This window comes from Chitinophaga solisilvae (genome assembly GCF_009928525.1).
In the GTDB taxonomy this organism is placed as follows: Bacteria; Bacteroidota; Bacteroidia; order Chitinophagales; family Chitinophagaceae; genus Chitinophaga; species Chitinophaga solisilvae.
Window position 1 is genome coordinate 55,457 of sequence record NZ_JAABOK010000002.1, and the last position, 19,748, is coordinate 75,204.

Here is a 19,748-nt window from a genome sequence, read left to right on the forward strand (position 1 = left end):
ATACTCCGGATATTTCAGGTGATGCAGCTTAATTGGAGTAGGCAGCTGTGGATATTATTTTATTGAGATGATCTTTAACGACTATACGAAATTTCCCTTTGGGCAGCATCAGATACAGTGGTGAAGTGCCGGAATATACCTGCTGGTCAACGGGGATGCTGTTGCCGGATTCGTTGTCCATATAGGCTTGTACAAGCATGTTGGTATATTCTTTTTTCAGGCTGACCGGCGAAGGTATCCGGGTAGGGTCAAGCAGGAAGTATCCGGGCCTGTTATATTTATCTGTGAACCGTGGATGGAATACTTCCATGTCAACGTATCCGGCCAGACGGGGCTCTACCCATATGCTGTCTTTTTTTTCGAATACCGTGGGCGCGCTGATGTGGTAAAGCGTTGCAGCTGCCGTATAATAGGAGTTTTCATTTGCCGGGTTACCCTTTTCGCACATGCTTTCCTGGTTGATGGTGAGCGGATTGATACCGCTGCATTCGCGGAAGCACATGGCCATTCTTCTTAAGTTATATTTTTCTTTTTCAAAGATATGATCATATCCGGCGTGCACCAGTATGCGGGCGGCAGTATCTTCCCGGAGTATTTTGCACAGGTTGCGGGCTTCCATTGTTTCCCGTTGCTGGTAGCAGTCGCCCTCCCGGCAGGCGGTGGTGTCTTCATAGGAGATGACCTTAAATCCTATGCTGATGGCAGTTCTTATCAGGTCTCCGAACAAAGGTTCCGTAGAATAGAATCCATCGCCCTGTATGGGATATCCTCTTTTGTTGAGAGCTGCATCTTTATACTCCAGTGTTTCCAGTGCGAGGTATCGGAATCCTTTTTTATAGAGTGCCGGTAGCAGTGATTTTGTAAACAGGCGGTGATAGGGCGTGTGATGGCTTTCGTTTATCATGATGACCCGGTGTTGTGCTGCCAGGGCGCCAATTTTTTCAGCAGCGTTAACAGGCGTGTATCCGTTAAAGGCAGGTTTTGCTTTTTCGGTGTTACCGGCATCATAGTCATTTTGGGGGAACATGTTGTTATAGGCGCTGATGGCGGCGGCGTAGTTGCCGGTAAAGGATTCGTAGGTGGCGAGTGCCTGGAAGTACATGCCAAGGAGGTCTTCGTTGTGCCGGTATGCTGTCGCCGATCCCTTGAGGGAGTCGATGGGTTTAAGGTAGTTGTAATCCTGCAGGAACAGTTGATGAATGCGGCTGATAGCGGCGGCGGGATCAGCGGTCTGAGCAGTGGCGCCGAAACAGGTAAGGAATGTTGTCAGCAGTAACCATGTTTGTTTTCTCATATTTTAAATATAAAAAAATAATGCGGGTTGAGAAAGTGCAGGAGGCGGGTGTCAGCTAAAGGCGGGAGGATATTGGTATGACGGGCTGCAGGAGCTGCAGGGCATCTCCTGTAATGGTATAAGACCGGAAAATCCAGGCGTCTTTTTTTTGATTATCGTTCTTTTTTGCTGCTGCGCTTTATTTTATTCACTTCTCCCCGGAGGGCGGTCAATTCTTTCATAACGTCTTCCATTGTGGGGGTGGGTAGGTGCTTGATGGTGGCCTTTTTAGGTGCCGGGCTTGCAGTTGCGCCTGCAGTTGCGCTTGCATAATTATAACCTATGTTATATTTTATTGCAAAGGATATATCCCGGAAAACGGGTTCCTGTCCCCATAGAAACCAATAGGGATGGATACCGATTTCTTCCACCAGTTTTTTAAATACAGGGTAGGAAATGCCGTTTTTTTCGTTTTCAATGTCTGACAGCGCCGCCTGAGATACAGCAAGCAGCTGGGCAAATTCCTGCTGGCTCTTCTGTATCAGTTTCCTGACAAATAATATGCGTTGTCCTTCGGTCATTGGCTGAATATAGATATAGTTATAAAAAAAGATTTTGACAATATAAGAATAGTTATATTTTTGTATCGTTCAAATGAACATAAAATTATTGATAAAAAAATCAATTGCCTAAAAGATAGTATCCATTGACCCATCCTAAACACTTCTTTACCTATGAAGTTTGATCCGCAGCACCGGTTATGTATTGAAGGACACGAATTTATACGCACACCGCAACATCCCGGCGGACTGGTACCAAAAGGTACATATGATTCCCTGAAAAACAGGAACAGAATTGAAGTATTGGAGCGGGGCGGCAATGGCCGTACCGTGCTGATTGTTTATGAATCCCTGCCTCCCGCCTACAAGGAGATGATTACTGCGCACTTCGGCAACCCCTATGAATATGCCAGCAGGCAGCCGCTGCTGGAACTGGTGGTAAAAGATACGCGGGCAGAAAAATTCTTCCTGGAATACCGTTACGGCACAGATAAATGTCTTTCTCCCGCGCAGGTAGAAAAGTATGTCACCGCTGCTTCCTGGCTGAATATGCTCATCAGGATGCAGGACGATAAACGTTTCGTACGGCAGCAGCTGGGCATCACCATGGAACATTTCTGGAAGCTGATACCGGAGCTGACAGCTGCCCGTAGCGTGGCGCTGCCGCAGAGCTACAAACGGCTCTCGGAGAGAATAAAAAGCTATCGCCAGGAAGGATATGCCGCCTTGATAGACTGGCGTTTCGGTAACCGCAACAGTGCCAAAATTAAAGATGAGCTGTCCGAATCCATGTTACTGGAACTGATCGCGCACCCCAATCAGCACGACGATACCATCATTGCTGCTGCATATAACCGGTGGGCGGCCGCGCACGGCTATGCAGCCATCACCGCTGCTACCGTAGGGCTGCACCGGCGCAGCAACAATTATCAGCTGCAGCTATTCCGGGAAGGTAATGCCGCCTGGTATAACCGCTACGGCCGGCATATCAAGCGCTTCCGGCCCTCAGCGCCGCTGCTGCTCGTAGGTTCAGACGATAACGACATAGACCTGTATTTCAGAAACGAAACTACCGGAAAAGGTAACCAGTTATCCGTGCAGTACTATCACCGCTTCCGGGCAGTGGTCATCAGTGATGCCTTCAACGATTATCCCCTCGGCTTCTTTTATGCAGATAACCTCAGCGTGCACGTAGTAAAGATGGCTTACCTGGATGCCATGTACCATATCCGGGAGCTGACAGGCGGCTGGTACCTGCCGCATCAGCTGCAGACAGACCGCTGGAATCAGAAGGCCCTGCTGCCCTTCTACCAGCGTATTGACCCCGGTTATTTTGCCGCAGCCGCCAAAGCGCCACGGTCAAAGTACATAGAGCGTACCTTCGGCACCCGCTGGCATCAGCATTTACGACGTTTTCCCAATTACGCCGGCAATAACATCACTTCCGGATTCCGGCTCAACCCCGAACATGTAGAACGCAGCAAAAGACTATATCCGCACAAAGATGACAGCTGCCAGATCCTGGAATCCTTTATAGACGGATTGCGCCGTGATCCGCAGCCCCGTACCGGCATGACCCGCCAGGAGGTATGGAAAGCCGCTTTTAACGCCAGTGAGCTGGCCAGGGAAAAGGAGATCAGTGAAGAACAGTTCCTCTTTCTTTTCGGTATCCTGCATGATTATTCCAACACCATTACCAATGGTGGTATCCGTCTGACCATTGATGGGAACGTGCATGAATATGAAATACCGGAACAATACCTCAGATTCGCCGGGAAAAAAATACAGGCGTATTACGATCCCTATAACTTTTCCCGTATACTCGTCACCGATGGGCAACAGCTGCGTTTCATAGCGCATAGCTATGAGAAGCTGCCCGCTGCCAGAGCCGATTACCAGGCAGACGACCAGGAGAAACTTTTCCGGCAGCTGCACAGAAAGAAAGCCTACATCGACACTATTCTCCGCAACAAGAAAAACAGAGAAAGCATCCTGGAACAGCATCAGCTGGATGCGGCCGGATTATTACAGGCCCGTGTAATGGTCAAGGAAATCAGACAGGCCGCAGAAGCATCCTGGGCTTCTTCCGGTAACCCCGCAACGCCATTTGACCCGCTGGACCTCATGTAACTCCTTCATTAACGTATCAACCGACTTATTATGAACCCTCAGAAGAAACACCAGCGGCATGAATGGCAGCTGGTTGAAACCACGGATTTTCATACCCTTATTACCTATTTCCGCGATGCGCAGACCTACGGTAATGTGTTTGCCCTCACGGGGCCTGCAGGCAGCGGAAAAACCTTTGCCGCCGCCTGGTATGCCACAAACAATACCGCTGTATTTCACCTGGAATGTGCTGAGCACTGGAACCGGAAACTGTTCCTGGAAAAGCTGCTGCAGGCCATCGGATGCGAACGCAGCGGCCACAGCACCGGCGAAATGATGGAAGATATAGTGCATGCCCTCTGCACGCTGCACGAACCGCTGCTCATACTCGATGAAGCAGATAAACTCAGCGATCAGGTACTATACTTCTTCATCACCCTCTACAACCTGTTGCATGGCAGATGCGGTATTGTGATGACCGCAACCAGTCACCTGGTGAAACGGGTAGACAGGGGCCGGCGCCTTAACAGAAAAGGATATGCAGAACTCTACTCCCGTATCGGCCGCCGCTTCATTGTGCTGAGAGGAGTGAACAAAAAAGAACTGACCGCCATCTGCCAGGCAAACGGTATCAGCTCCGCAGAAGATACTGCCGCTATTTTTCACGACTGCGAAGGAGACATCCGCCGCGTAGAACGCGCTGTTCATAAGCAGAGAAGAAAACAAACTGCTTTATCATGAAAAGAATATTGTACCGGCATATTATTTTTTCATCAGCTGAAAACCCGCAGCTGGCGCAGGATATGGTGCGCTTAATCTGCCACGCACTTCAGTTGCGTATAGAAGTCTTATTATCGGGAAAAAACACAAAAGAAGTGGCTTGTGCCAGACAGGTGATCTGTTATCTGCTATGCAGATTTACCGACATCAGTTTTGCAGCAACAGGTAAAGTTATTCACCGCAGCAGACCCGCCGTACATTATAACTTCGGCGAAGCAGCCAAGCACGTTAAAGTTCAGGACGAACTTTTTATGCATTGCTGGTCAAAGGTGATACCTGTGTTACTGCAATGGCGCATAGTCACGCAACCGGCATTACAACACCAACCCGTAGCAGATGTCCTTAAAATAAATAACCATGAACTGTTTTTGAACGCGTAGATAACCTGTGGAAAACAGGTAGTACAACCTTTATTTAAATCCTGTATCTTTAATCGTCCTGCAGCTGCCCGTTGAACCCTATTTTGCTCCATGGCATTAGAAAAAGACGGTAACTATTACCTGGCAAGTTACATCAGGGAATGGACAGGTGTCTGGCTAACACCTATGAATTATGAAGAACGTGCATTATCAGAATGAAGGCTTATCATTACATATCCCCACGCTCACGCCTGAAAGCGTGCATATCGGATTGATGCAGGGAATTATCCTCGTTGTAAAGCATAATCTGGAACATCCGGATACAATGCCCGAAAGCGTAAAACAGGCCAATATACGCTTGCTGGATCTGTTGTCGGCCATGTTGCCGGAAGAACAACAACTCGAAAAAATTTACAAACGATAAGTGTACTGTGTCAACATTTTAATGCTCCCCGTAAGGGGAGCATTTTTTATTTTTGCCATTGTGAAAGGTGCACAGACATTATTCTCCCAGCTGTTGTCTTCCTCCCCGGAAGATACGCCTGCCCGGACTCCCGGCAGGAGCCGCACATTGATTGCCCGTCGTGATGAAAGACTCGTGTATCGTCATTATTATTATCTCCGTCTCTGCAAAAAAAGATATGATCAGATATTGCAGGTATTATCGGAAGAATTTGATCTCTCTGCCTATACCATTATCGAACGGCTGCAGCTGGAAGAAAATTTCCGGTTGCTGAAACAGCTGACTGCCCAGCAACCGGGACTGACCGCCTTGCGCCGGCGGTATCCGTGGATGGTGTGGAAATAGCTATGGCGCTTCATCTCCGTTAACTACCGGAACGGGCCGCGGTATGCTGGTATATTCCGGCGCCGTGGTAACATCTGTTACAGACAGTGCATACCGGATAACATGCACACAGTATTTGTTTTCCCGTTGTTCGGTGTCAGACCTTCTTCTCAGCAATTTTCCGAAAGGCGCGTCCGTAAAGCCATGCAGCGCCTTGTGTACTTTCTGCTGCAGCTCATGGAAAGTGGCAGCATCCGTAGCGGCAGGGTCAATACCAATCCTGATCTGTAAAAAACCTTCTCCTCTTTGTGTATTATCTGTCAGATCTTCCCAGATCAGTTCCCGGAAGTCAATCAATGAGCAGGGCAGCGCTATTTGCAGTCCTGCAGTGGCGTCAAATATCTCCAGCTGTCCACTGTCCGCACCGGTGAACTGAAGTGCAGGAACCGCCTGTTTAATGCGCTGAATGAGCTTTGCTGAATAATCTCCGAATACGTTACTCATGTGTTGTTGTTTGAGGTAAATAATGTTGTTACTGCAAAGTTGCTGTATCAGCAGGCTTCATAAAATTTTATCCGGCATGATGCGCTACCCGGAGGAGTATGATACCGCTGTAAAAAGAGTAAGCGCAGAAGCCCATTTGGTAAGGCTTTCACAACATCCCATCTTTGTAATCACAAGAACGGAACTGGTAACGTACAATGATCAGGAACAGTTTCAGCAGCGCATCAGTTGTACATATACACCGTGAACATCACCGCCTCTGTTCCCCGTCCTGTAAGGCGGGGGCCACCGGCGGGGGCTGCAACAGTTAACCTAATACAAACGGATATGAAACGATTTATTGACGAAGCAAAGGAAAGAATATCATCTCCTACACCCAGTTTCTTCAGAAAAATAAAGATCGCCGGTAAAGTATTGATGGCCGGAGCCGGCGCTATACTGGCTCCTTCAGCCGCCATGCCTGTGCCGGGGATACTCCTGGAAGCAGCCAAAGCCTTACTCATTGCCGGATCGGTGATGGTGGCAGTAGCCGCCGCCGCTGTGGAAGGCGAATAGTAAAAATATATTCCCGTGAGAACAGTCATCATTCTTCTCCTTATCCTGACAGCCGCAGCAGCCTGCTGGCGCAGCTGTTACCAGGAACGGCAACTGACTGCACTACGTGCCGCCACTGCCGATACTATCAGGCGTTACCGCGATGCCGCCGGCCGGCAGCATGCTGTAACTCCGGTGGTACATACTTCGCCGCCGGCACCGGTCAAAAAGATCATGCGGCAGTCAGGTATAACGGAGAAGAATATACGGGAATATACCACTGCAACCACCGTTACTGCAGATACATTACCCGCCATAGCACCGCAGCAGACGGATACGGGATTCCGTTTTCATTATGAGGATAAATGGATCAGTATCCTGGGACAAATGAAGGACTCGCTCCGTATCAGCTATCAGCTGCGCGACAGCCTCTGGTTTGTGACCTGGCACCGGAAGGCGGGCCTGTTCCGGAAAGTCGCCTACATGGATGGTTTCAGCGCCAACCCGCATACTGTTATCAGCGGACTGAAAGCTATCCGTACAGACCGGCAGGCAGCACTGCTGCGGGTTTCCATAGGACCACAGATAGGCTGGCACTACGCCGGCGGAAAGTTCCGTTGGAGTGCAGGCATCGGCATACAATACAACCTGATTCGTTTTTAACCTCATCGAAAACATATGACCCTATCAGCAAAAGCACTGGAGATAGCACTTTCACAGGAAGGTGTGTCAGAAAATCCGAAAGGCAGCAACAGCGGTCCGGAGGTAAACCAATACCTGAAAAGTGTAGGGCTGGGGCCCGGAGCACCCTGGTGCATGGCCTTTGTATACTGGTGTGTACAGGAAGCCGCCAACGCCCTGCAGGTAAAAAACGGACTGGTAAAAACCGGCGGCGTATTGCTGCAGTGGCGTACTACCGGCCTGCGTAAAGTAACCGGCAGCCGCTATGTGAAGCCCGGCGCCATCTTCATCATGGACTATGGTAACGGTTTCGGACATACGGGATTTGTGGTACAGGCCGATGAACGCTTTATCTACACCGTAGAAGGCAATACCAACGACGACGGCAGCAGGGAAGGCTATGAAGTATGTACCCGCCGGCGGCTGTTATCTACCATCAAGGGATTTATACTTCCTGATTAAAAACAGTTTGATTTCAATTCTATACATCCATTTACAAATTATGAGAAATGGCAAGACCTAAAGTAAATATCATCACAACAAATGGAAATCTGGGTGGCCTGGCCCCCAATGTGGACGGCATTTCCGGGCTGATTATGGCTATTCCCCAGGCTCCCGCAGCCGGTTTTGGCACTCCCGTGCTGATTAAAAGTAAAAAACAGGCCATTGCACAGCTGACACATGCCTCCAATATGCCTGCATTGCTGGCTGTCCTGGATGGCTTCTTTGCCGAAGCCGCAGAAGGTACCAGCCTGTACTGCCTGTTCCTGGCGCAGACTACCACCCTGGCAGATATGCTGCTGCCTGCCAATGCCGATAAACTGCTGACTTTCGCCGGCGGTAACATCAGCCTCCTGGCACTCGCGAAATTCCCTGCCGTTGGTTATACCCCGGTAGTAACAGAAGGTGTGGATGCTGACGTAATCACTGCTGCTGCAGCTGCACAGACACTTGCCAGAAAATGGTTTGACCTGCGTAAACCATTCCGCTGTCTGATTCAGGGATATGGCTACACAAAAGCCAGCGACCTGAAAGACTATACCGCTGATGTGAAAGATAATGTAGGCATTGTGCTGGGAAGCATAAACGACAACAGCGCACTTGCTGCCTTGCTGGCGTTGGGACGCGCTTCCAGAGTGCCTGTACAAAGGAACATCGGCCGTGTGAAAAGCGGCAGCCTCACCATAGCAGAAAATGCAGTGGTGAAAATAGGCGCCAAAACCGTGGAAGAAACAGAAGTGGTTGACCTGGAAACACTGCACAACAAACGCTACATCACTTTTGAACGCAACGAAGCCGCACCTGGTTACCTGTTCAGTGATGACAATATGCTCAGCGCTGTCACCAGCGATTTCAGCAACCTGCGCAACGGCCGTACTATCGATAAAGCAGTACGCATCGCCTATGAAACCTATTACAATGAGCTGAAGGACGATGTAAATGTTGATGCCGGTGGCCGTCTCAGTCCTGCTATCGAAGCAGCTCTGGAACAGCGTATTGAAGATGCAATAAGCCGTCGTATGAACGGGGAGATCAGTCAGAATACAGACGGCTCCGCAGCCGTAGAAGCACTGGTGAATCCTGATCCTGCACAATATGCATCCCTGTACAGCGCAGCAAACATTGATAACCCGAACCTCAATGTGCTTTCCAGCAACCGCATCTACATTTTTGTACGCATCAGACCTAAAGGCGCGCTCAAATACATCGATGTATTCCTGGGCTTTACTACCGCTTAATTATCATCTTATCACTTAAAAAATTAAAAATATGCCAGGATTTGATTCAAGGGAATTTGAATGGGCAGATGTAAAGGTGGTCATCTTCGATCGTGAAATTTCCGGTCTGCGTGGACTCACCTATAAAAAGTCGCAGGAAAAGGAACATCTCTATGCTGCCGGTAATCTTCCGCTGGCTATACAGCGCGGCAACAAAAAATATGAAGGCACCATCACCCTGCTCAAAAGCGAGCTGGATCAGCTGAATGCGATTGCCTTGCAGAAGGGTTATGAAGATATTGTTGATGTACCCGGAAGCCTGATAAATATTGTCTGCAGCTACACCAAGGGAGATGCGAAAATCCTTACGGACAAAATTAACAATGTAGAATTTACAGAGTTTGAAGAGGGGATGAAGCAAGGTGAAAAATTCAAGGAGGTAACCCTCAATTTTGTTTGCCTGCGCATCACCAAAGAAGCCAAGTAAGTGTCTCCGGAATTTTTATTTCATCAAAACAAAAAAGTAAGCAATGTCAAAACAACTGATTGGCCAGGCTACTGCAGAGCAGATCCAGGCCTGGAAAAATGAACACGGTAAAGTTTATTCCTACACCATTGAAGGCCGGGTATGTTACCTCCGCACCGTTTCAAGAGATGTTTACAGTCTCGCAGCTACGAAGGTATCCACCAGTCCTGCCAAGTTCAACGAAACCGTTATTAACGGTATCTGGCTGGGCGGCGATGAGGCGATCCGCAAAGAAGACCGTTACTACTTTGGTCTCAGTGATTTTGTAGAAGAGTTGATGAATAAGAAGAAAGGTGAGCTGGGGGAGTGCTAACCAGTGCCAACGGCGAATTTCAGAGCAATTTTATTCTCTACATCGACCTCCAGTTACGTTATCATTTCGGTCTGGATCCTTCGCAGCTCGACGATGATCAGTGGGCACAGCATTGGGCTATCCTGGAAGATATACGTAGAAATGAAGCAAAACAACTGGGCCTCAGCCGCTGAGCGGAGGGGGCCTTTTCAAAAAAATGTTATCCACAATGGCTAGCCCTCTTGAACCACAATTAGAACGATTATCCCGGCTGATGGGCACTATGGCGCCGGCCATGGCCGATATCACCAGGCATGGTACAGGCGCGGGACTTAATTTATCCAGACTGGCAAATATAGCGGCTGACCAGGGCGACAAGCTATCGTCTGCTTTCAAATCGCTGAAAGGAAATACAGATAAGTTTTCAGAAGCCCTGAAGAATAAAAAGTCAGAAGATGAAGCCGATGATCTGAAAGATAAAATAAAGGAAGGTTTCGGTAAAGTGCTGTCCGGCGCCGGGGAAATGCTGAAGAAAGCAGTGGTGCTGTCTGCCGAAAAGGAACAACGCTCTCTGTCGCTGAAAACAGCTTTCGGTAAAGACGAAGGTGTTGCCCAGCAACAGAAGATTACCAAAATGGCTGATGCCACCCCGTTTGACGAAGCCCAGTTGACACCCAATGTAATTGCACTGAAAAATTACGGGGTAGCTGCAAAGGAAATCATTCCGATCATGTATATGCTCGGCGATGTGAGCGGAGGGCAGGCCGACAAACTGGACAAGCTGACAGAGGCCTTCGGTAAGATAACAGAAGAAGGCAAACTGACGCAGACTTCCATGGATGCGCTGACAGCAGCGGGGTTTGACCCGTTACAGACCATATCGGATAAGACAAGTATTGCGATGAATGTGCTGGAGCAGCGGATGAGAGAAGGCAGTATTTCTGCCGAAATGATCAAAGGCGCTTTTCAGATGGCCACAGGCGAAGGCGGCCAGTTCGCCAACGGTATGCAGGACTATGCCAATACCATTGGAGGGAAATGGGGAGAGCTGAATCAATCCATGAATTCAGTGCTTACCTCCGTCGGAGATGCTTTCAAGCCAGTCACATCTCTGTTGCTCGACTTCGGCAACGCCGTACTGGACGGAGACACCGGCGCACTGATACTGGCAGGCTCCCTGGCTTTACTGACGGGCGTACTGGGATGGCATCTGGCCGTGAGCGTGCTGGGAACAACAGTCACCCAGGGCCTGGCGCTGGCTACGGAAGTGCTGAATGCCGCCTGGAAAGCTAACCCCCTGATGGTAGTGGTGTCTGTTCTGGGCATGCTGATAGGACTCGTAGTTTACGCCTATGAACATTTTGAAGGCTTCAGAGCCGCTATAGATGCGGTATGGGGAGGTATTAAAGCACTGGGCAGCATCATCAAGGATTATGTGCTGGATAAAATCGGTGCGTTGCTGGATGGGTTCGCCGCGCTGGGAGAAGCAGTAATGCTCTTTTTCCAGGGTAAATGGAGTGAAGCCTGGGATGCAGCAAAGAAAGCAGGTAATTCTTTTTCAAATCTTGTCAGCACCGATAAGCTGGTCAAAGACATGGAAAAGGTGCCTGAAGCAGCAAAGGACGCCGCAGAGAAAAGCCGGGCCGAATTCAAGAAGAACCAGCTGGAAAGCCAGATTAAACCACCGCCGGGAATGGAGACACTGCCTCCCGATATCTATAAGGGCCTCAATGTTGAGCAGGTAGAGAAAATGAGTGGCGGCAAGGGGCCTGAGCTGAAAGGAAGAAAGATGCCCCAGGTGGATACTTCCAAAATCGGTAAGCCAGACCAGGACAGGCCGATGGCGAGGGCCGCCAGTATTAACGATGGCGGTCAACGTTCCGTTACCATCAACATCGGGAAACAGATTGAAACGCTGCAAGTACATACCACCACCGTAAAAGAAGGTGCAGAAGAAATCAGTCACCTGATCCGTGAAGAAATGCGTAAGGTGATGAATAACTTAAATGCAAAACCAGGACATTAAACCGTTTGCCATGGCTGATTTTGAAATAAAGGAGATGTTCCGGAGCGCTTTCGGATTTGAAATGCCGGAAGAACAGGCGGAACCGAAAAAGCTGCCGCAGGGCAAGTCCAGTAACCTTTCGCAGCCTTATTATGCGAATGGCCTTTACGGAAGAGTATTCTATCTGCCCGTAAAACTGAATGACTACGTGCTGCCATTCGCTACTATTGATATCGCCTGTAAGAAAACAATTGTATCTACCTCCCTGCCCGAAAGATCCGGCACAGTAAAGGAAATGATCAGTACCGATGATTATGTTATTTCAGTGAGAGGAGTGGCAGTCAGCGCAGACGATCATCTTCCCGAAGAGGAGCTGACGAAGTTGCAGGAGTTGTTTGTACCCGGTACTCCCGTGGAACTGCATAATATAATTACGGATATGTTCCTGAAAGGCCGGCCTACAGTGGTTATCACAGATCTTAAATTGCCGGCAGTCACTAATGGGGTACAGCATGCCAGGCCATATGAAATCACGCTGGTCAGCGATGTTGAATACACTTTAGAAATACCTGAATATGTTTGAACTGAAAAGCAAGATAAGCATCGGTAAATATACCTCCATCAAACCCGTGGAAGTGAAGGTGACACGAAGCATTTTTGATTTCGTGGACAAGGCCGTAGTTAAGCTCCCGGCTGTGGCATACGAGGTCAAAGGTAAAAGCGTATCAAAGGATAAACAGGAAACAGCCCGTTTATTCCATGAAGAAGATATGGTCAGCATCAGCCTGGGATACAACGATAAGCTGAAAGAGGAGTTTGTAGGATTTGTTACGCGTGTAAACGATCTGCCAACAGTAGAACTGGAATGTGAAGGATATAGTTATCAGCTGAGAAAGAAAACTTTCAATGAGAAAATGAAGGTGAAATCGCTGAAGGATATTCTGAACATCATCACAACAGGCACAGATATTAAGCTGGCAAAGGATCTCCCGGACGTAAAAATCGACAAGTATGTGGCCGAATCTAAAAACGGGACGGAAATATTGCTGGCACTGAAAGAAGCCTATCTCATTGACTTCTTTTTTACAGGTGCTGTACTGAATGCCAACCTGCGGCAACCACATGAAGGAGGAACCGTGAAATATCAGATGGGATGGAATGTCATTGAAAGCGATGCGTTGAAATTACGCACCACTGATAAGACAAACGTGACGGTAACCGCATCCTGCCCGCAAAAGAACGGAAAATCCCTGACCAGTAAAACAGGCAGCCAGAAAAAAGACAGCCAGAAGGTAGAGGTAAAGGTCAATAACATTTCTGATCCGAAAACCCTGAAGGAGATAGCAGAGAAGAAATACGACCAGCTTAGCTACGACGGATATGAAGGAAAGATTACCTGCTTTTTGCAACCATTCTGTATACCTGGTTTCAAGGCGGAAATACGTGATAAAAAATCTCCCAAAAAAGATGGCAGGTATTATGTACAGGCCACAGAGGTAAACTATAGTTCCAAAGGAGCCCGTCGTATTGTTACTATCGGCGCAAAGATGAAATAGTATGTCAAAACAGATCAGCGATATCGCCTCAGCAATGGCCAGCTTTGCCGCCAGATACGGACCAGCCGCCATTATACCGGCAGTAGTAAAGAAAATTAATGCCGATGACACCGTTCAGGTGGTACTGAGCAGCGGTCTGGAGCTGGATGATGTCAGGATGAAAAGCGTCGTTGAAAACGGTGGAAAAGTACTGCTGGTACCTAAAGCAGAAAGTACGGTACAGATAGCCCGTATTGAAAACAGCGACGACTATGTCATCGTATCTGTGCATGAAGTGAGCCGTATACTGTACGTCATCGAAACATCCACGCTGGATATGGATGACAGGAAGTACCATTATGAAGTAGATAAAACAGTACTGGATATTGATAAGAACGGCTATTTCATATCGAGCCAGGGAGAGTCGCTGCGCAAAGTGCTGGAAGACCTGCTGGCAGAGATTACCAGGATGAGGTTTACAACTCAGAATGGCCCTACCATTGAGCTGATTAACCGGCTGGAGTTTGAAAAAATTAAAGAACGCGTTAAAAAATTACTGAAAGATGCTTGATGAAAACAGACTTCGAAACACTATCAGAGCTGCCTTTAATGAAGCGGAGGAGAAAAATGATGCTGGTGCAGCGATGGACAGAATAGCGGAAAAACTGGCAAAAGCTATTGTAGCAGAAGTCAGACAACTGAAAATAACTTATACCGCAGGACTTAACAGCACCAGCGGAGGACCCGTATCCGGAATATTTAATTATACAATACAATGACCGACGTGCTTCTTAACGAAATGAATGATCTCTCATTTGCAGACGGCGACTTCCTTATTGGTGAAAGTACCCGGCAGCATCAGCAGCTGTTGCTCGTTACCAATATGGGCGACTGGCGGGAATACCCCGTAGTTGGTGTGGGCCTGTTTAACTATCTGAAAGATGAAGATCCTGCCGCTGTCATGACAGATATCAAAGTACAGTTTGAAACTGACGGAATGAAAATCAATTTCATCAGGATGGACGCAGCCGGTACGCTAAACATTGACGCAGCATATGGCAATAACAGTTAAACCACATCAGTGCCTCTTTGATATTGCGCTACGCGAATCCGGCTCCATTGCAAGCGCACTGGACCTGGCTGTACGTAACGGAATTAACCTGACAGATGACCTGCAGGGCGGTCAGCAACTGGAGGTACCCGCATTCGAAGATATCAATCAACGTATTACCGGTTACTACCGGGAACGAAATATCTATCCGGGTACTTTCATCACCAGGCAGATTAACGAACCACAGAAAGGTGGTATCGGATTCATGGGTATTGGCATTGACTTCAAGATCAGTTAATCATGGCAAGAACAATAGAACAAATACAGTCGCTTATACTGGACAAGGTAAGCGTAACACCTGAACTACAGGCACTGAACAGTGTCAGCAAAACAGCTGTGTATCGTGTATTCATTTACGTGATAGCGGTATGTCAGTGGTCGCTGGAACAGCTATTTGACCTGCATCGCCAGGAGGTGAATGACATTATCAGCAGGATGAAACCTCATAGCCTGAAATGGTATGCGGAGAAGGCAAAACAGTTTCAGTACGGATTTAATCTGCTGCCGGAAAGCGATACCTATGATAATACCAATGTGTCTCCGGACGTAATCGCAGCCAGCAGGATTATTCATTCCTGTGCTATCGTGGAACAGGTAGACAGCAGGCAGGAAGTAGCGCTGCGGGTAAAAGTAGCTACTAAAAAGGATAACGTGCTGGGGAAACTGGAGGAGATTCAGCGGCTGTCATTTATTGCCTACATGAATACCATCCGGGATGCAGGAGTAAGGCTGATAGTGAGCAGTACTGACCCGGATAGTCTCCGGATGAAGATAAACATCTACTACAACCCACTGGTATTGGGGAAGAATGGCTCCCGGCTGGATGGTACTGATTCGAATCCTGTAAGAAATGAAGTGAAAAAGTACCTGGAAGAATTGCCTTTTAACGGAGCACTGGTACTTGCCTATCTGATAGACCGTCTGCAACAGGTTGACGGCGTGGTAATACCCCAGATTGTAAGTGCAGATGCCCGGCAGGGAGGAGAACAGTATAAATCCTTCGATGTGATGTACCAGCCTGATGCCGGATACCTGCGCTTCTTTGATGAAGAACATGATCTTCTGGTGGAATATATACCTCAAAGCAGTATCCTATGATGAAAATCTTCGATGTCGATTACAGAAGGCTGGTTGCACTGATGTTACCGCCGGTATTAAGAAAACCGGTATTACAGGCCTGGCTCAATTCGATTGTATATGCGGTGCAGTTACTTTACAACGATTTCCGGGCTAACAGAAAGAATAACCTGTACCGGCTGAGTATTACTCCGCAGGTATGTTATCTGCAGAAAGCGTTGAATGACCGCTATGACTATGTAAGCCGCCGTATCCGCATAGGAGAAAATATTCTCCACGACCCGAAATATATTTTCCGCCGGGAAGCGCTTAAACCGCTTTATGTGGCCGGAAGAGCAGCCGGGCAACCTCCGTTCATTTATACGCGCAAGGAAACCACCGACATCAGCGTGGACTTTCTGGTAATGCTTCCTGCCGGGCTGCGTTACACAGAAGATGAAATGCGCGCATTTATTAATAGCTATAAGCTAGCCAGTAAAGACTATAAAATTCAAATGACATGAGTAATAAAAGAGTGGATTTCAGCAACCTGGGCGGTTTTCCCCTTACCCAGGATGTGCTGGGATATATGCAGGCCTCCTATCGTGATGCTATATCCGGACTGGCAGGTGTCTGCGGGGATAAAGTAATCGTATCAGGCATGGTGGAAAGCAACGGCACAGTAAGTGCCGGATGGATTATTCATAATGGGGAACTGCTTCCTTTTCTGCCAGGTCCGAAACAAAGCACCTACATCATCATTGATGAGAACAGTGATGAACTGTTTGAAGATGGAACAGCGCATACGGTATATTATACGCGTTATGCCAGGTTCGGCAGCGGCGGTGCACCTTATTCAGAACTGATCAGGCTGGATAGCATTGCCGCAATGAAGCAGGGTATCAGTACACTGAATACTACGCTGACAAATCTGAATGCCACCCTGTTACAGCATACCGGCAATATTGCCAATCCGCATGCGGTTACCAAACAGCAGGTAGGACTGGGTAATCTGCCCAATGCCATCTCCAATGATCCTGCTCTTAATGATCCCAATGTACTGGCTACGACAAGGGCCACCAGTAACATGTTGAAGGTGGTACGTACCGGGAATTTCAAGATAGGAGATGTCGGTGTTGATAACTACTATTATATCTCACTCAATCCGGTAATTAATGGTGATTACATGGTGGTGGGATCTCTTATAAGCCACGGTTGGAATTATAATGATGATAACGACGTCATATGGTCTGTCAAGGACCTGGCTCCTTATGTGTTTACATTACTTCTCAGGTCTGTATCTACCGACGTTCAGAGTATTTCATTTGACTACGCAATAATATTAAAATAATATGCCAATTCAGGAAAGAAATAAACTCAAAAGCTGGTTTGAAACAGGTGATTATCCTACACAACAGCAGTTCTGGGATCTGATAGACAGTTTTTTTCATAAGCAGGAGGATACCATCACTATCAATAATGTGACCGGGCTCCGGGATTTGCTGAATGCAAAGGCGGATTACGAATTGTTGCAGGGGCATCTCGCGAATGAAGCTAATCCTCATAAGGTTACAAAAGCACAGATTGGGTTGGGAGAACTGCCCAATGCTATATCCAGTTCCACCGACGAGAATAATACTCAGGTACTGGCCACCAGCGCAGCCATATATCAATTGAAGCGTATGATTAATGCAGGTGCTGTGGAGGAGTTAACCTTTACTTCCAATAATAGTTACAGAATTATACTCGGAAGTATGCTGGAGAAAATTACGGTGGTGTCTCCGGTTGCGCAAACACTCAGCATAGGTACCACTGCCGGTGGAAAAGATCTGCTGTCTGATCTGCTCCTGGAAGCTAACGCAGGTAATGTTATACAATTAGACGTCTATGCAGCTCAGACAGATAAAATGATTTTTTTCAGTGGAATAACAGCCAATACCACCATCCGTTTTTACAAAAGATAGTTAATATAACGTTTATGAATAAACGATTATTACTGCTGATACTCGGCGGGGTGATACTGACATGCCGGTTGGCAGCGCAAAATATTATTGCTGCCAATCGTCTGCTGGTAAGGGATTCGGTGGCGTTGCGCGGATACTGGATCAGGGATGTTAATAATGACAGCCTGCTGGAACATGCCGGAGCACATACTATTTCTACAGACGGCGCCCTGAAGAAATATATTAAGCAAAAGACCAGCAAGACAGGCAATAATGAGGAAGATATAACCGTGCTGCATGCTTTCCGAAGAAACACGACTAATCCTTACCTGACCGATCAGATAAACCTGAAAATTATCAGCGCAGACAGTATTGTTACGCCGGTGACCCTGCGTACAGGCAGCGCGGATCTCTTTACAGCCAGTGGTAAAGCACCGTTCAGCATAACCGGTACCTACATTAACCGGGAACGAGGTACAGTGATGGACCTGAATGTCATGTTCCTGCCAATGACCCTGATCGGCGTTGTGCCATACAATACGGCACAACGATTTGTTTATTACAGGGATACACTGCTGCTGAATGCTAAAGGCTACTACGGTACTATGAGTATTACCGCATCATGGAGAGACTCTGCCCAGATAGCGAAGAAAGACACGTTGGTGGCTATGAGTATTGAAATTGTTAATAATACTCCTGACTGGCTGGTAACTGTTTTTGCAAATATAGTGCCTCCCATGTCTGCCGTTAAGTTTAAGCAGCGGCTTAGCCTGATGCGTACCGGTAGTATGACAGAAACGATTAACCTGTTTCCGGTGGCCGGAATGTCAGATCATACTTATATGAATATGATGAACAACAACAATTGTCAGATCCGCATCTTTAAGAATGGAACAGAAACAGGAGGACCCGCCACCAGTCCGCCATCCTTAGTATTTGATACCACCTGGAAAGAGGTGAAAATAATTGTCAGCCATGCGCCAAATGATTAATAATATGAGGAAGATGAGTAAACAATTGCTGCTGCTGGCCGCATTATACCTGGTGAGTACCGGCTATGCGCCGGCACAGAATGTTATCACCGCAGGCCGCATCACCGTCAGGGACTCCCTGTTCCTGGGCAACCGCTGGATCAAAGCCGTAAACAACGAGAACGATATGCGCTATGCCTCTCCGCAAACCATTTCTACTGACGGCGCCCTGAAAAATTATCTCCGCACGGAGATCAGTAACGCAGCAGATAAGCCTGACAGGATTTCCCTGCTGCATACGTTCCGCAGATATACCGCAAATCCATACCTGCAGGGAACCATTCACCTGACGGTAACCAGTGAAGACAGCATCGTTACTCCCATCACTTTACGTATGCAGGAAGCCAACCTGTTTAAACCCAAAGGCAGGCCGCCATTCAGCGTTGCAGGCAGCTATGTGAATAACACGCCGGGTACTGTGGTGGATATACTGATTAAGGACGATCTGGGACAGCTGTCACAGCTGCAGCCTGCAAATTTTACACAGCGCTTTGCCCGGTACAAGGATACCATACAGCTGGATACCTACCTGCTGTATGGCGGATTCAGAATAGAAGCCTCCATGAGAGATGAACCGCCAGTACCCGCCAGCGATACATTGGTAACCCTCAGCATTGACATCATCAATGCAACGGAGCACGACCTGGTGCAGACGGTCGATAATATCCTGCCACCACGATACGGCGTTGTGTACAAAAAGCAAATGGTATTACACCGCTCGGAACCGCTGCCATTCGCCATGAGCAGGGTGCCCGTAGCCGTACTGCCCGACGGGCGTTTTGTGTACATGGGCAATAACGACCGCATCATGTACCAGGTCTTCAAAAATGGCGAAGAGTTTAAGTTTCAGTCCGGCTCAGACTGGCTTTACATAGACCTTGACCCTACCTGGAAGGAGCTTAAAATAATAGCTGTCTACGAACCGAATGATTAATCCGATAACA

General features: G+C 47.9%; 28 protein-coding genes. 25 read left to right on the forward strand and 3 right to left on the reverse strand.

The window, feature by feature from the left end; translation table 11 throughout:
- Positions 1-28: 28 nt before the first annotated feature.
- Entirely contained in the window at positions 29-1,294 is a 1,266-nt protein-coding gene (locus GWG06_RS03040; RefSeq protein WP_160711256.1) for a hypothetical protein, read from the reverse strand.
- Positions 1,295-1,446: 152 nt separating this feature from the next.
- Positions 1,447-1,854, reverse strand: coding sequence for a helix-turn-helix domain-containing protein (locus GWG06_RS03045; protein WP_160711258.1), 408 nt, complete (start codon positions 1,852-1,854; stop codon positions 1,447-1,449).
- Between the two features lie 153 nt (positions 1,855-2,007).
- Here GWG06_RS03045 and GWG06_RS03050 point away from each other — a divergent pair, with 153 nt between their 5' ends.
- From GWG06_RS03050 to GWG06_RS03070, 5 genes are all read left to right on the forward strand, one after another.
- Entirely contained in the window at positions 2,008-3,963 is a 1,956-nt protein-coding gene (locus tag GWG06_RS03050) for a hypothetical protein (protein ID WP_160711260.1), read from the forward strand.
- Between the two features lie 30 nt (positions 3,964-3,993).
- Positions 3,994-4,683 (forward strand): AAA family ATPase, encoded by a 690-nt coding sequence (locus tag GWG06_RS03055; RefSeq protein WP_160711262.1) that lies wholly within the window; start codon positions 3,994-3,996, stop codon positions 4,681-4,683.
- Positions 4,680-5,102 carry a helix-turn-helix domain-containing protein gene (locus GWG06_RS03060; protein ID WP_160711264.1) on the forward strand — a complete coding sequence of 141 codons (423 nt, stop codon included), beginning with the start codon at positions 4,680-4,682 and terminating at the stop codon, positions 5,100-5,102. Before GWG06_RS03055 ends, GWG06_RS03060 begins: the two co-directional genes overlap by 4 nt.
- Positions 5,103-5,274: 172 nt before the next feature.
- Complete coding sequence (locus GWG06_RS03065; protein ID WP_160711266.1) at positions 5,275-5,505, forward strand: hypothetical protein; 231 nt, start codon at positions 5,275-5,277, stop codon at positions 5,503-5,505.
- Positions 5,506-5,526: 21 nt separating this feature from the next.
- Positions 5,527-5,889 carry a hypothetical protein gene (locus GWG06_RS03070; RefSeq protein ID WP_235938107.1) on the forward strand — a complete coding sequence of 121 codons (363 nt, stop codon included), beginning with the start codon at positions 5,527-5,529 and terminating at the stop codon, positions 5,887-5,889.
- On the opposite strand, the gene GWG06_RS03075 is transcribed toward GWG06_RS03070, so the two are convergent.
- Positions 5,890-6,372, reverse strand: coding sequence for a hypothetical protein (locus GWG06_RS03075; RefSeq protein ID WP_160711270.1), 483 nt, complete (start codon positions 6,370-6,372; stop codon positions 5,890-5,892).
- A 327-nt stretch (positions 6,373-6,699) separates the two neighbouring features.
- On the opposite strand from GWG06_RS03075, the gene GWG06_RS03080 reads away from it, so the two are divergent.
- From GWG06_RS03080 to GWG06_RS03175, 20 genes are read left to right on the forward strand one after another with little or no spacing between them, the layout of a single operon-like run.
- Entirely contained in the window at positions 6,700-6,927 is a 228-nt protein-coding gene (locus tag GWG06_RS03080) for a hypothetical protein (protein WP_160711272.1), read from the forward strand.
- Between the two features lie 15 nt (positions 6,928-6,942).
- A complete protein-coding gene (locus GWG06_RS03085) occupies positions 6,943-7,569 on the forward strand; it encodes a hypothetical protein (RefSeq protein ID WP_160711274.1) in 627 nt (208 codons plus the stop codon).
- Positions 7,570-7,584: 15 nt separating this feature from the next.
- Positions 7,585-8,049 carry a CHAP domain-containing protein gene (locus GWG06_RS03090; RefSeq protein WP_160711276.1) on the forward strand — a complete coding sequence of 155 codons (465 nt, stop codon included), beginning with the start codon at positions 7,585-7,587 and terminating at the stop codon, positions 8,047-8,049.
- A gap of 47 nt (positions 8,050-8,096) precedes the next feature.
- Entirely contained in the window at positions 8,097-9,326 is a 1,230-nt protein-coding gene (locus tag GWG06_RS03095; RefSeq protein WP_160711278.1) for a DUF2586 family protein, read from the forward strand.
- A gap of 31 nt (positions 9,327-9,357) precedes the next feature.
- Positions 9,358-9,792, forward strand: a complete 435-nt coding sequence (locus tag GWG06_RS03100; RefSeq protein ID WP_160711280.1) for a hypothetical protein — start codon at positions 9,358-9,360, stop codon at positions 9,790-9,792.
- Between the two features lie 43 nt (positions 9,793-9,835).
- The gene (locus GWG06_RS03105; protein ID WP_160711282.1) at positions 9,836-10,144 is read left to right on the forward strand and encodes a hypothetical protein; all 309 of its coding nucleotides are present in this window, start codon (positions 9,836-9,838) and stop codon (positions 10,142-10,144) included.
- A complete protein-coding gene (locus GWG06_RS03110; RefSeq protein ID WP_160711284.1) occupies positions 10,138-10,317 on the forward strand; it encodes a hypothetical protein in 180 nt (59 codons plus the stop codon). Before GWG06_RS03105 ends, GWG06_RS03110 begins: the two co-directional genes overlap by 7 nt.
- A 35-nt stretch (positions 10,318-10,352) precedes the next feature.
- Complete coding sequence (locus GWG06_RS03115; RefSeq protein ID WP_160711286.1) at positions 10,353-12,149, forward strand: tape measure protein; 1,797 nt, start codon at positions 10,353-10,355, stop codon at positions 12,147-12,149.
- 10 nt (positions 12,150-12,159) lie between these two features.
- On the forward strand, positions 12,160-12,711 hold the full coding sequence (locus tag GWG06_RS03120) for a DUF6046 domain-containing protein (RefSeq protein ID WP_160711288.1): 552 nt from the start codon (positions 12,160-12,162) through the stop codon (positions 12,709-12,711).
- A complete protein-coding gene (locus GWG06_RS03125) occupies positions 12,704-13,684 on the forward strand; it encodes a hypothetical protein (protein ID WP_160711290.1) in 981 nt (326 codons plus the stop codon). Before GWG06_RS03120 ends, GWG06_RS03125 begins: the two co-directional genes overlap by 8 nt.
- A gap of 1 nt (position 13,685) precedes the next feature.
- Entirely contained in the window at positions 13,686-14,234 is a 549-nt protein-coding gene (locus tag GWG06_RS03130) for a hypothetical protein (protein ID WP_160711292.1), read from the forward strand.
- A complete protein-coding gene (locus GWG06_RS03135; RefSeq protein WP_160711294.1) occupies positions 14,227-14,442 on the forward strand; it encodes a hypothetical protein in 216 nt (71 codons plus the stop codon). Before GWG06_RS03130 ends, GWG06_RS03135 begins: the two co-directional genes overlap by 8 nt.
- The gene (locus GWG06_RS03140) at positions 14,439-14,735 is read left to right on the forward strand and encodes an oxidase (RefSeq protein ID WP_160711296.1); all 297 of its coding nucleotides are present in this window, start codon (positions 14,439-14,441) and stop codon (positions 14,733-14,735) included. The genes GWG06_RS03135 and GWG06_RS03140 overlap by 4 nt, the downstream gene beginning before the upstream one ends.
- Positions 14,719-15,012: a hypothetical protein gene (locus GWG06_RS03145; RefSeq protein WP_160711298.1), complete on the forward strand. Its 294-nt coding sequence runs from the start codon at positions 14,719-14,721 to the stop codon at positions 15,010-15,012. The genes GWG06_RS03140 and GWG06_RS03145 overlap by 17 nt, the downstream gene beginning before the upstream one ends.
- A 2-nt stretch (positions 15,013-15,014) precedes the next feature.
- A complete protein-coding gene (locus tag GWG06_RS03150; protein ID WP_160711300.1) occupies positions 15,015-15,872 on the forward strand; it encodes a nucleotidyltransferase in 858 nt (285 codons plus the stop codon).
- Entirely contained in the window at positions 15,869-16,354 is a 486-nt protein-coding gene (locus GWG06_RS03155) for a hypothetical protein (protein ID WP_160711302.1), read from the forward strand. The genes GWG06_RS03150 and GWG06_RS03155 overlap by 4 nt, the downstream gene beginning before the upstream one ends.
- A complete protein-coding gene (locus GWG06_RS03160) occupies positions 16,351-17,181 on the forward strand; it encodes a hypothetical protein (RefSeq protein WP_160711304.1) in 831 nt (276 codons plus the stop codon). Before GWG06_RS03155 ends, GWG06_RS03160 begins: the two co-directional genes overlap by 4 nt.
- Position 17,182: 1 nt before the next feature.
- Positions 17,183-17,794, forward strand: a complete 612-nt coding sequence (locus GWG06_RS03165) for a hypothetical protein (RefSeq protein WP_160711306.1) — start codon at positions 17,183-17,185, stop codon at positions 17,792-17,794.
- 14 nt (positions 17,795-17,808) lie between these two features.
- Positions 17,809-18,765: a hypothetical protein gene (locus tag GWG06_RS03170; protein WP_160711308.1), complete on the forward strand. Its 957-nt coding sequence runs from the start codon at positions 17,809-17,811 to the stop codon at positions 18,763-18,765.
- 13 nt (positions 18,766-18,778) lie between these two features.
- Complete coding sequence (locus tag GWG06_RS03175) at positions 18,779-19,738, forward strand: hypothetical protein (RefSeq protein WP_160711310.1); 960 nt, start codon at positions 18,779-18,781, stop codon at positions 19,736-19,738.
- Positions 19,739-19,748 lie beyond the last annotated feature (10 nt).

Bases quoted from the DNA above. Each gene is read 5' to 3' on its own strand.
- GWG06_RS03040 (WP_160711256.1), bottom strand. From the start codon at position 1,294: ATGAGAAAACAAACATGGTTACTGCTGACAACATTCCTTACCTGTTTC.
- GWG06_RS03045 (WP_160711258.1), bottom strand. From the start codon at position 1,854: ATGACCGAAGGACAACGCATATTATTTGTCAGGAAACTGATACAGAAG.
- GWG06_RS03050 (WP_160711260.1), top strand. From the start codon at position 2,008: ATGAAGTTTGATCCGCAGCACCGGTTATGTATTGAAGGACACGAATTT.
- GWG06_RS03055 (WP_160711262.1), top strand. From the start codon at position 3,994: ATGAACCCTCAGAAGAAACACCAGCGGCATGAATGGCAGCTGGTTGAA.
- GWG06_RS03060 (WP_160711264.1), top strand. From the start codon at position 4,680: ATGAAAAGAATATTGTACCGGCATATTATTTTTTCATCAGCTGAAAAC.
- GWG06_RS03065 (WP_160711266.1), top strand. From the start codon at position 5,275: ATGAAGAACGTGCATTATCAGAATGAAGGCTTATCATTACATATCCCC.
- GWG06_RS03070 (WP_235938107.1), top strand. From the start codon at position 5,527: ATGCTCCCCGTAAGGGGAGCATTTTTTATTTTTGCCATTGTGAAAGGT.
- GWG06_RS03075 (WP_160711270.1), bottom strand. From the start codon at position 6,372: ATGAGTAACGTATTCGGAGATTATTCAGCAAAGCTCATTCAGCGCATT.
- GWG06_RS03080 (WP_160711272.1), top strand. From the start codon at position 6,700: ATGAAACGATTTATTGACGAAGCAAAGGAAAGAATATCATCTCCTACA.
- GWG06_RS03090 (WP_160711276.1), top strand. From the start codon at position 7,585: ATGACCCTATCAGCAAAAGCACTGGAGATAGCACTTTCACAGGAAGGT.
- GWG06_RS03095 (WP_160711278.1), top strand. From the start codon at position 8,097: ATGGCAAGACCTAAAGTAAATATCATCACAACAAATGGAAATCTGGGT.
- GWG06_RS03100 (WP_160711280.1), top strand. From the start codon at position 9,358: ATGCCAGGATTTGATTCAAGGGAATTTGAATGGGCAGATGTAAAGGTG.
- GWG06_RS03105 (WP_160711282.1), top strand. From the start codon at position 9,836: ATGTCAAAACAACTGATTGGCCAGGCTACTGCAGAGCAGATCCAGGCC.
- GWG06_RS03115 (WP_160711286.1), top strand. From the start codon at position 10,353: ATGGCTAGCCCTCTTGAACCACAATTAGAACGATTATCCCGGCTGATG.
- GWG06_RS03120 (WP_160711288.1), top strand. From the start codon at position 12,160: ATGGCTGATTTTGAAATAAAGGAGATGTTCCGGAGCGCTTTCGGATTT.
- GWG06_RS03125 (WP_160711290.1), top strand. From the start codon at position 12,704: ATGTTTGAACTGAAAAGCAAGATAAGCATCGGTAAATATACCTCCATC.
- GWG06_RS03130 (WP_160711292.1), top strand. From the start codon at position 13,686: ATGTCAAAACAGATCAGCGATATCGCCTCAGCAATGGCCAGCTTTGCC.
- GWG06_RS03135 (WP_160711294.1), top strand. From the start codon at position 14,227: ATGCTTGATGAAAACAGACTTCGAAACACTATCAGAGCTGCCTTTAAT.
- GWG06_RS03140 (WP_160711296.1), top strand. From the start codon at position 14,439: ATGACCGACGTGCTTCTTAACGAAATGAATGATCTCTCATTTGCAGAC.
- GWG06_RS03145 (WP_160711298.1), top strand. From the start codon at position 14,719: ATGGCAATAACAGTTAAACCACATCAGTGCCTCTTTGATATTGCGCTA.
- GWG06_RS03150 (WP_160711300.1), top strand. From the start codon at position 15,015: ATGGCAAGAACAATAGAACAAATACAGTCGCTTATACTGGACAAGGTA.
- GWG06_RS03155 (WP_160711302.1), top strand. From the start codon at position 15,869: ATGATGAAAATCTTCGATGTCGATTACAGAAGGCTGGTTGCACTGATG.
- GWG06_RS03160 (WP_160711304.1), top strand. From the start codon at position 16,351: ATGAGTAATAAAAGAGTGGATTTCAGCAACCTGGGCGGTTTTCCCCTT.
- GWG06_RS03165 (WP_160711306.1), top strand. From the start codon at position 17,183: ATGCCAATTCAGGAAAGAAATAAACTCAAAAGCTGGTTTGAAACAGGT.
- GWG06_RS03170 (WP_160711308.1), top strand. From the start codon at position 17,809: ATGAATAAACGATTATTACTGCTGATACTCGGCGGGGTGATACTGACA.
- GWG06_RS03175 (WP_160711310.1), top strand. From the start codon at position 18,779: ATGAGTAAACAATTGCTGCTGCTGGCCGCATTATACCTGGTGAGTACC.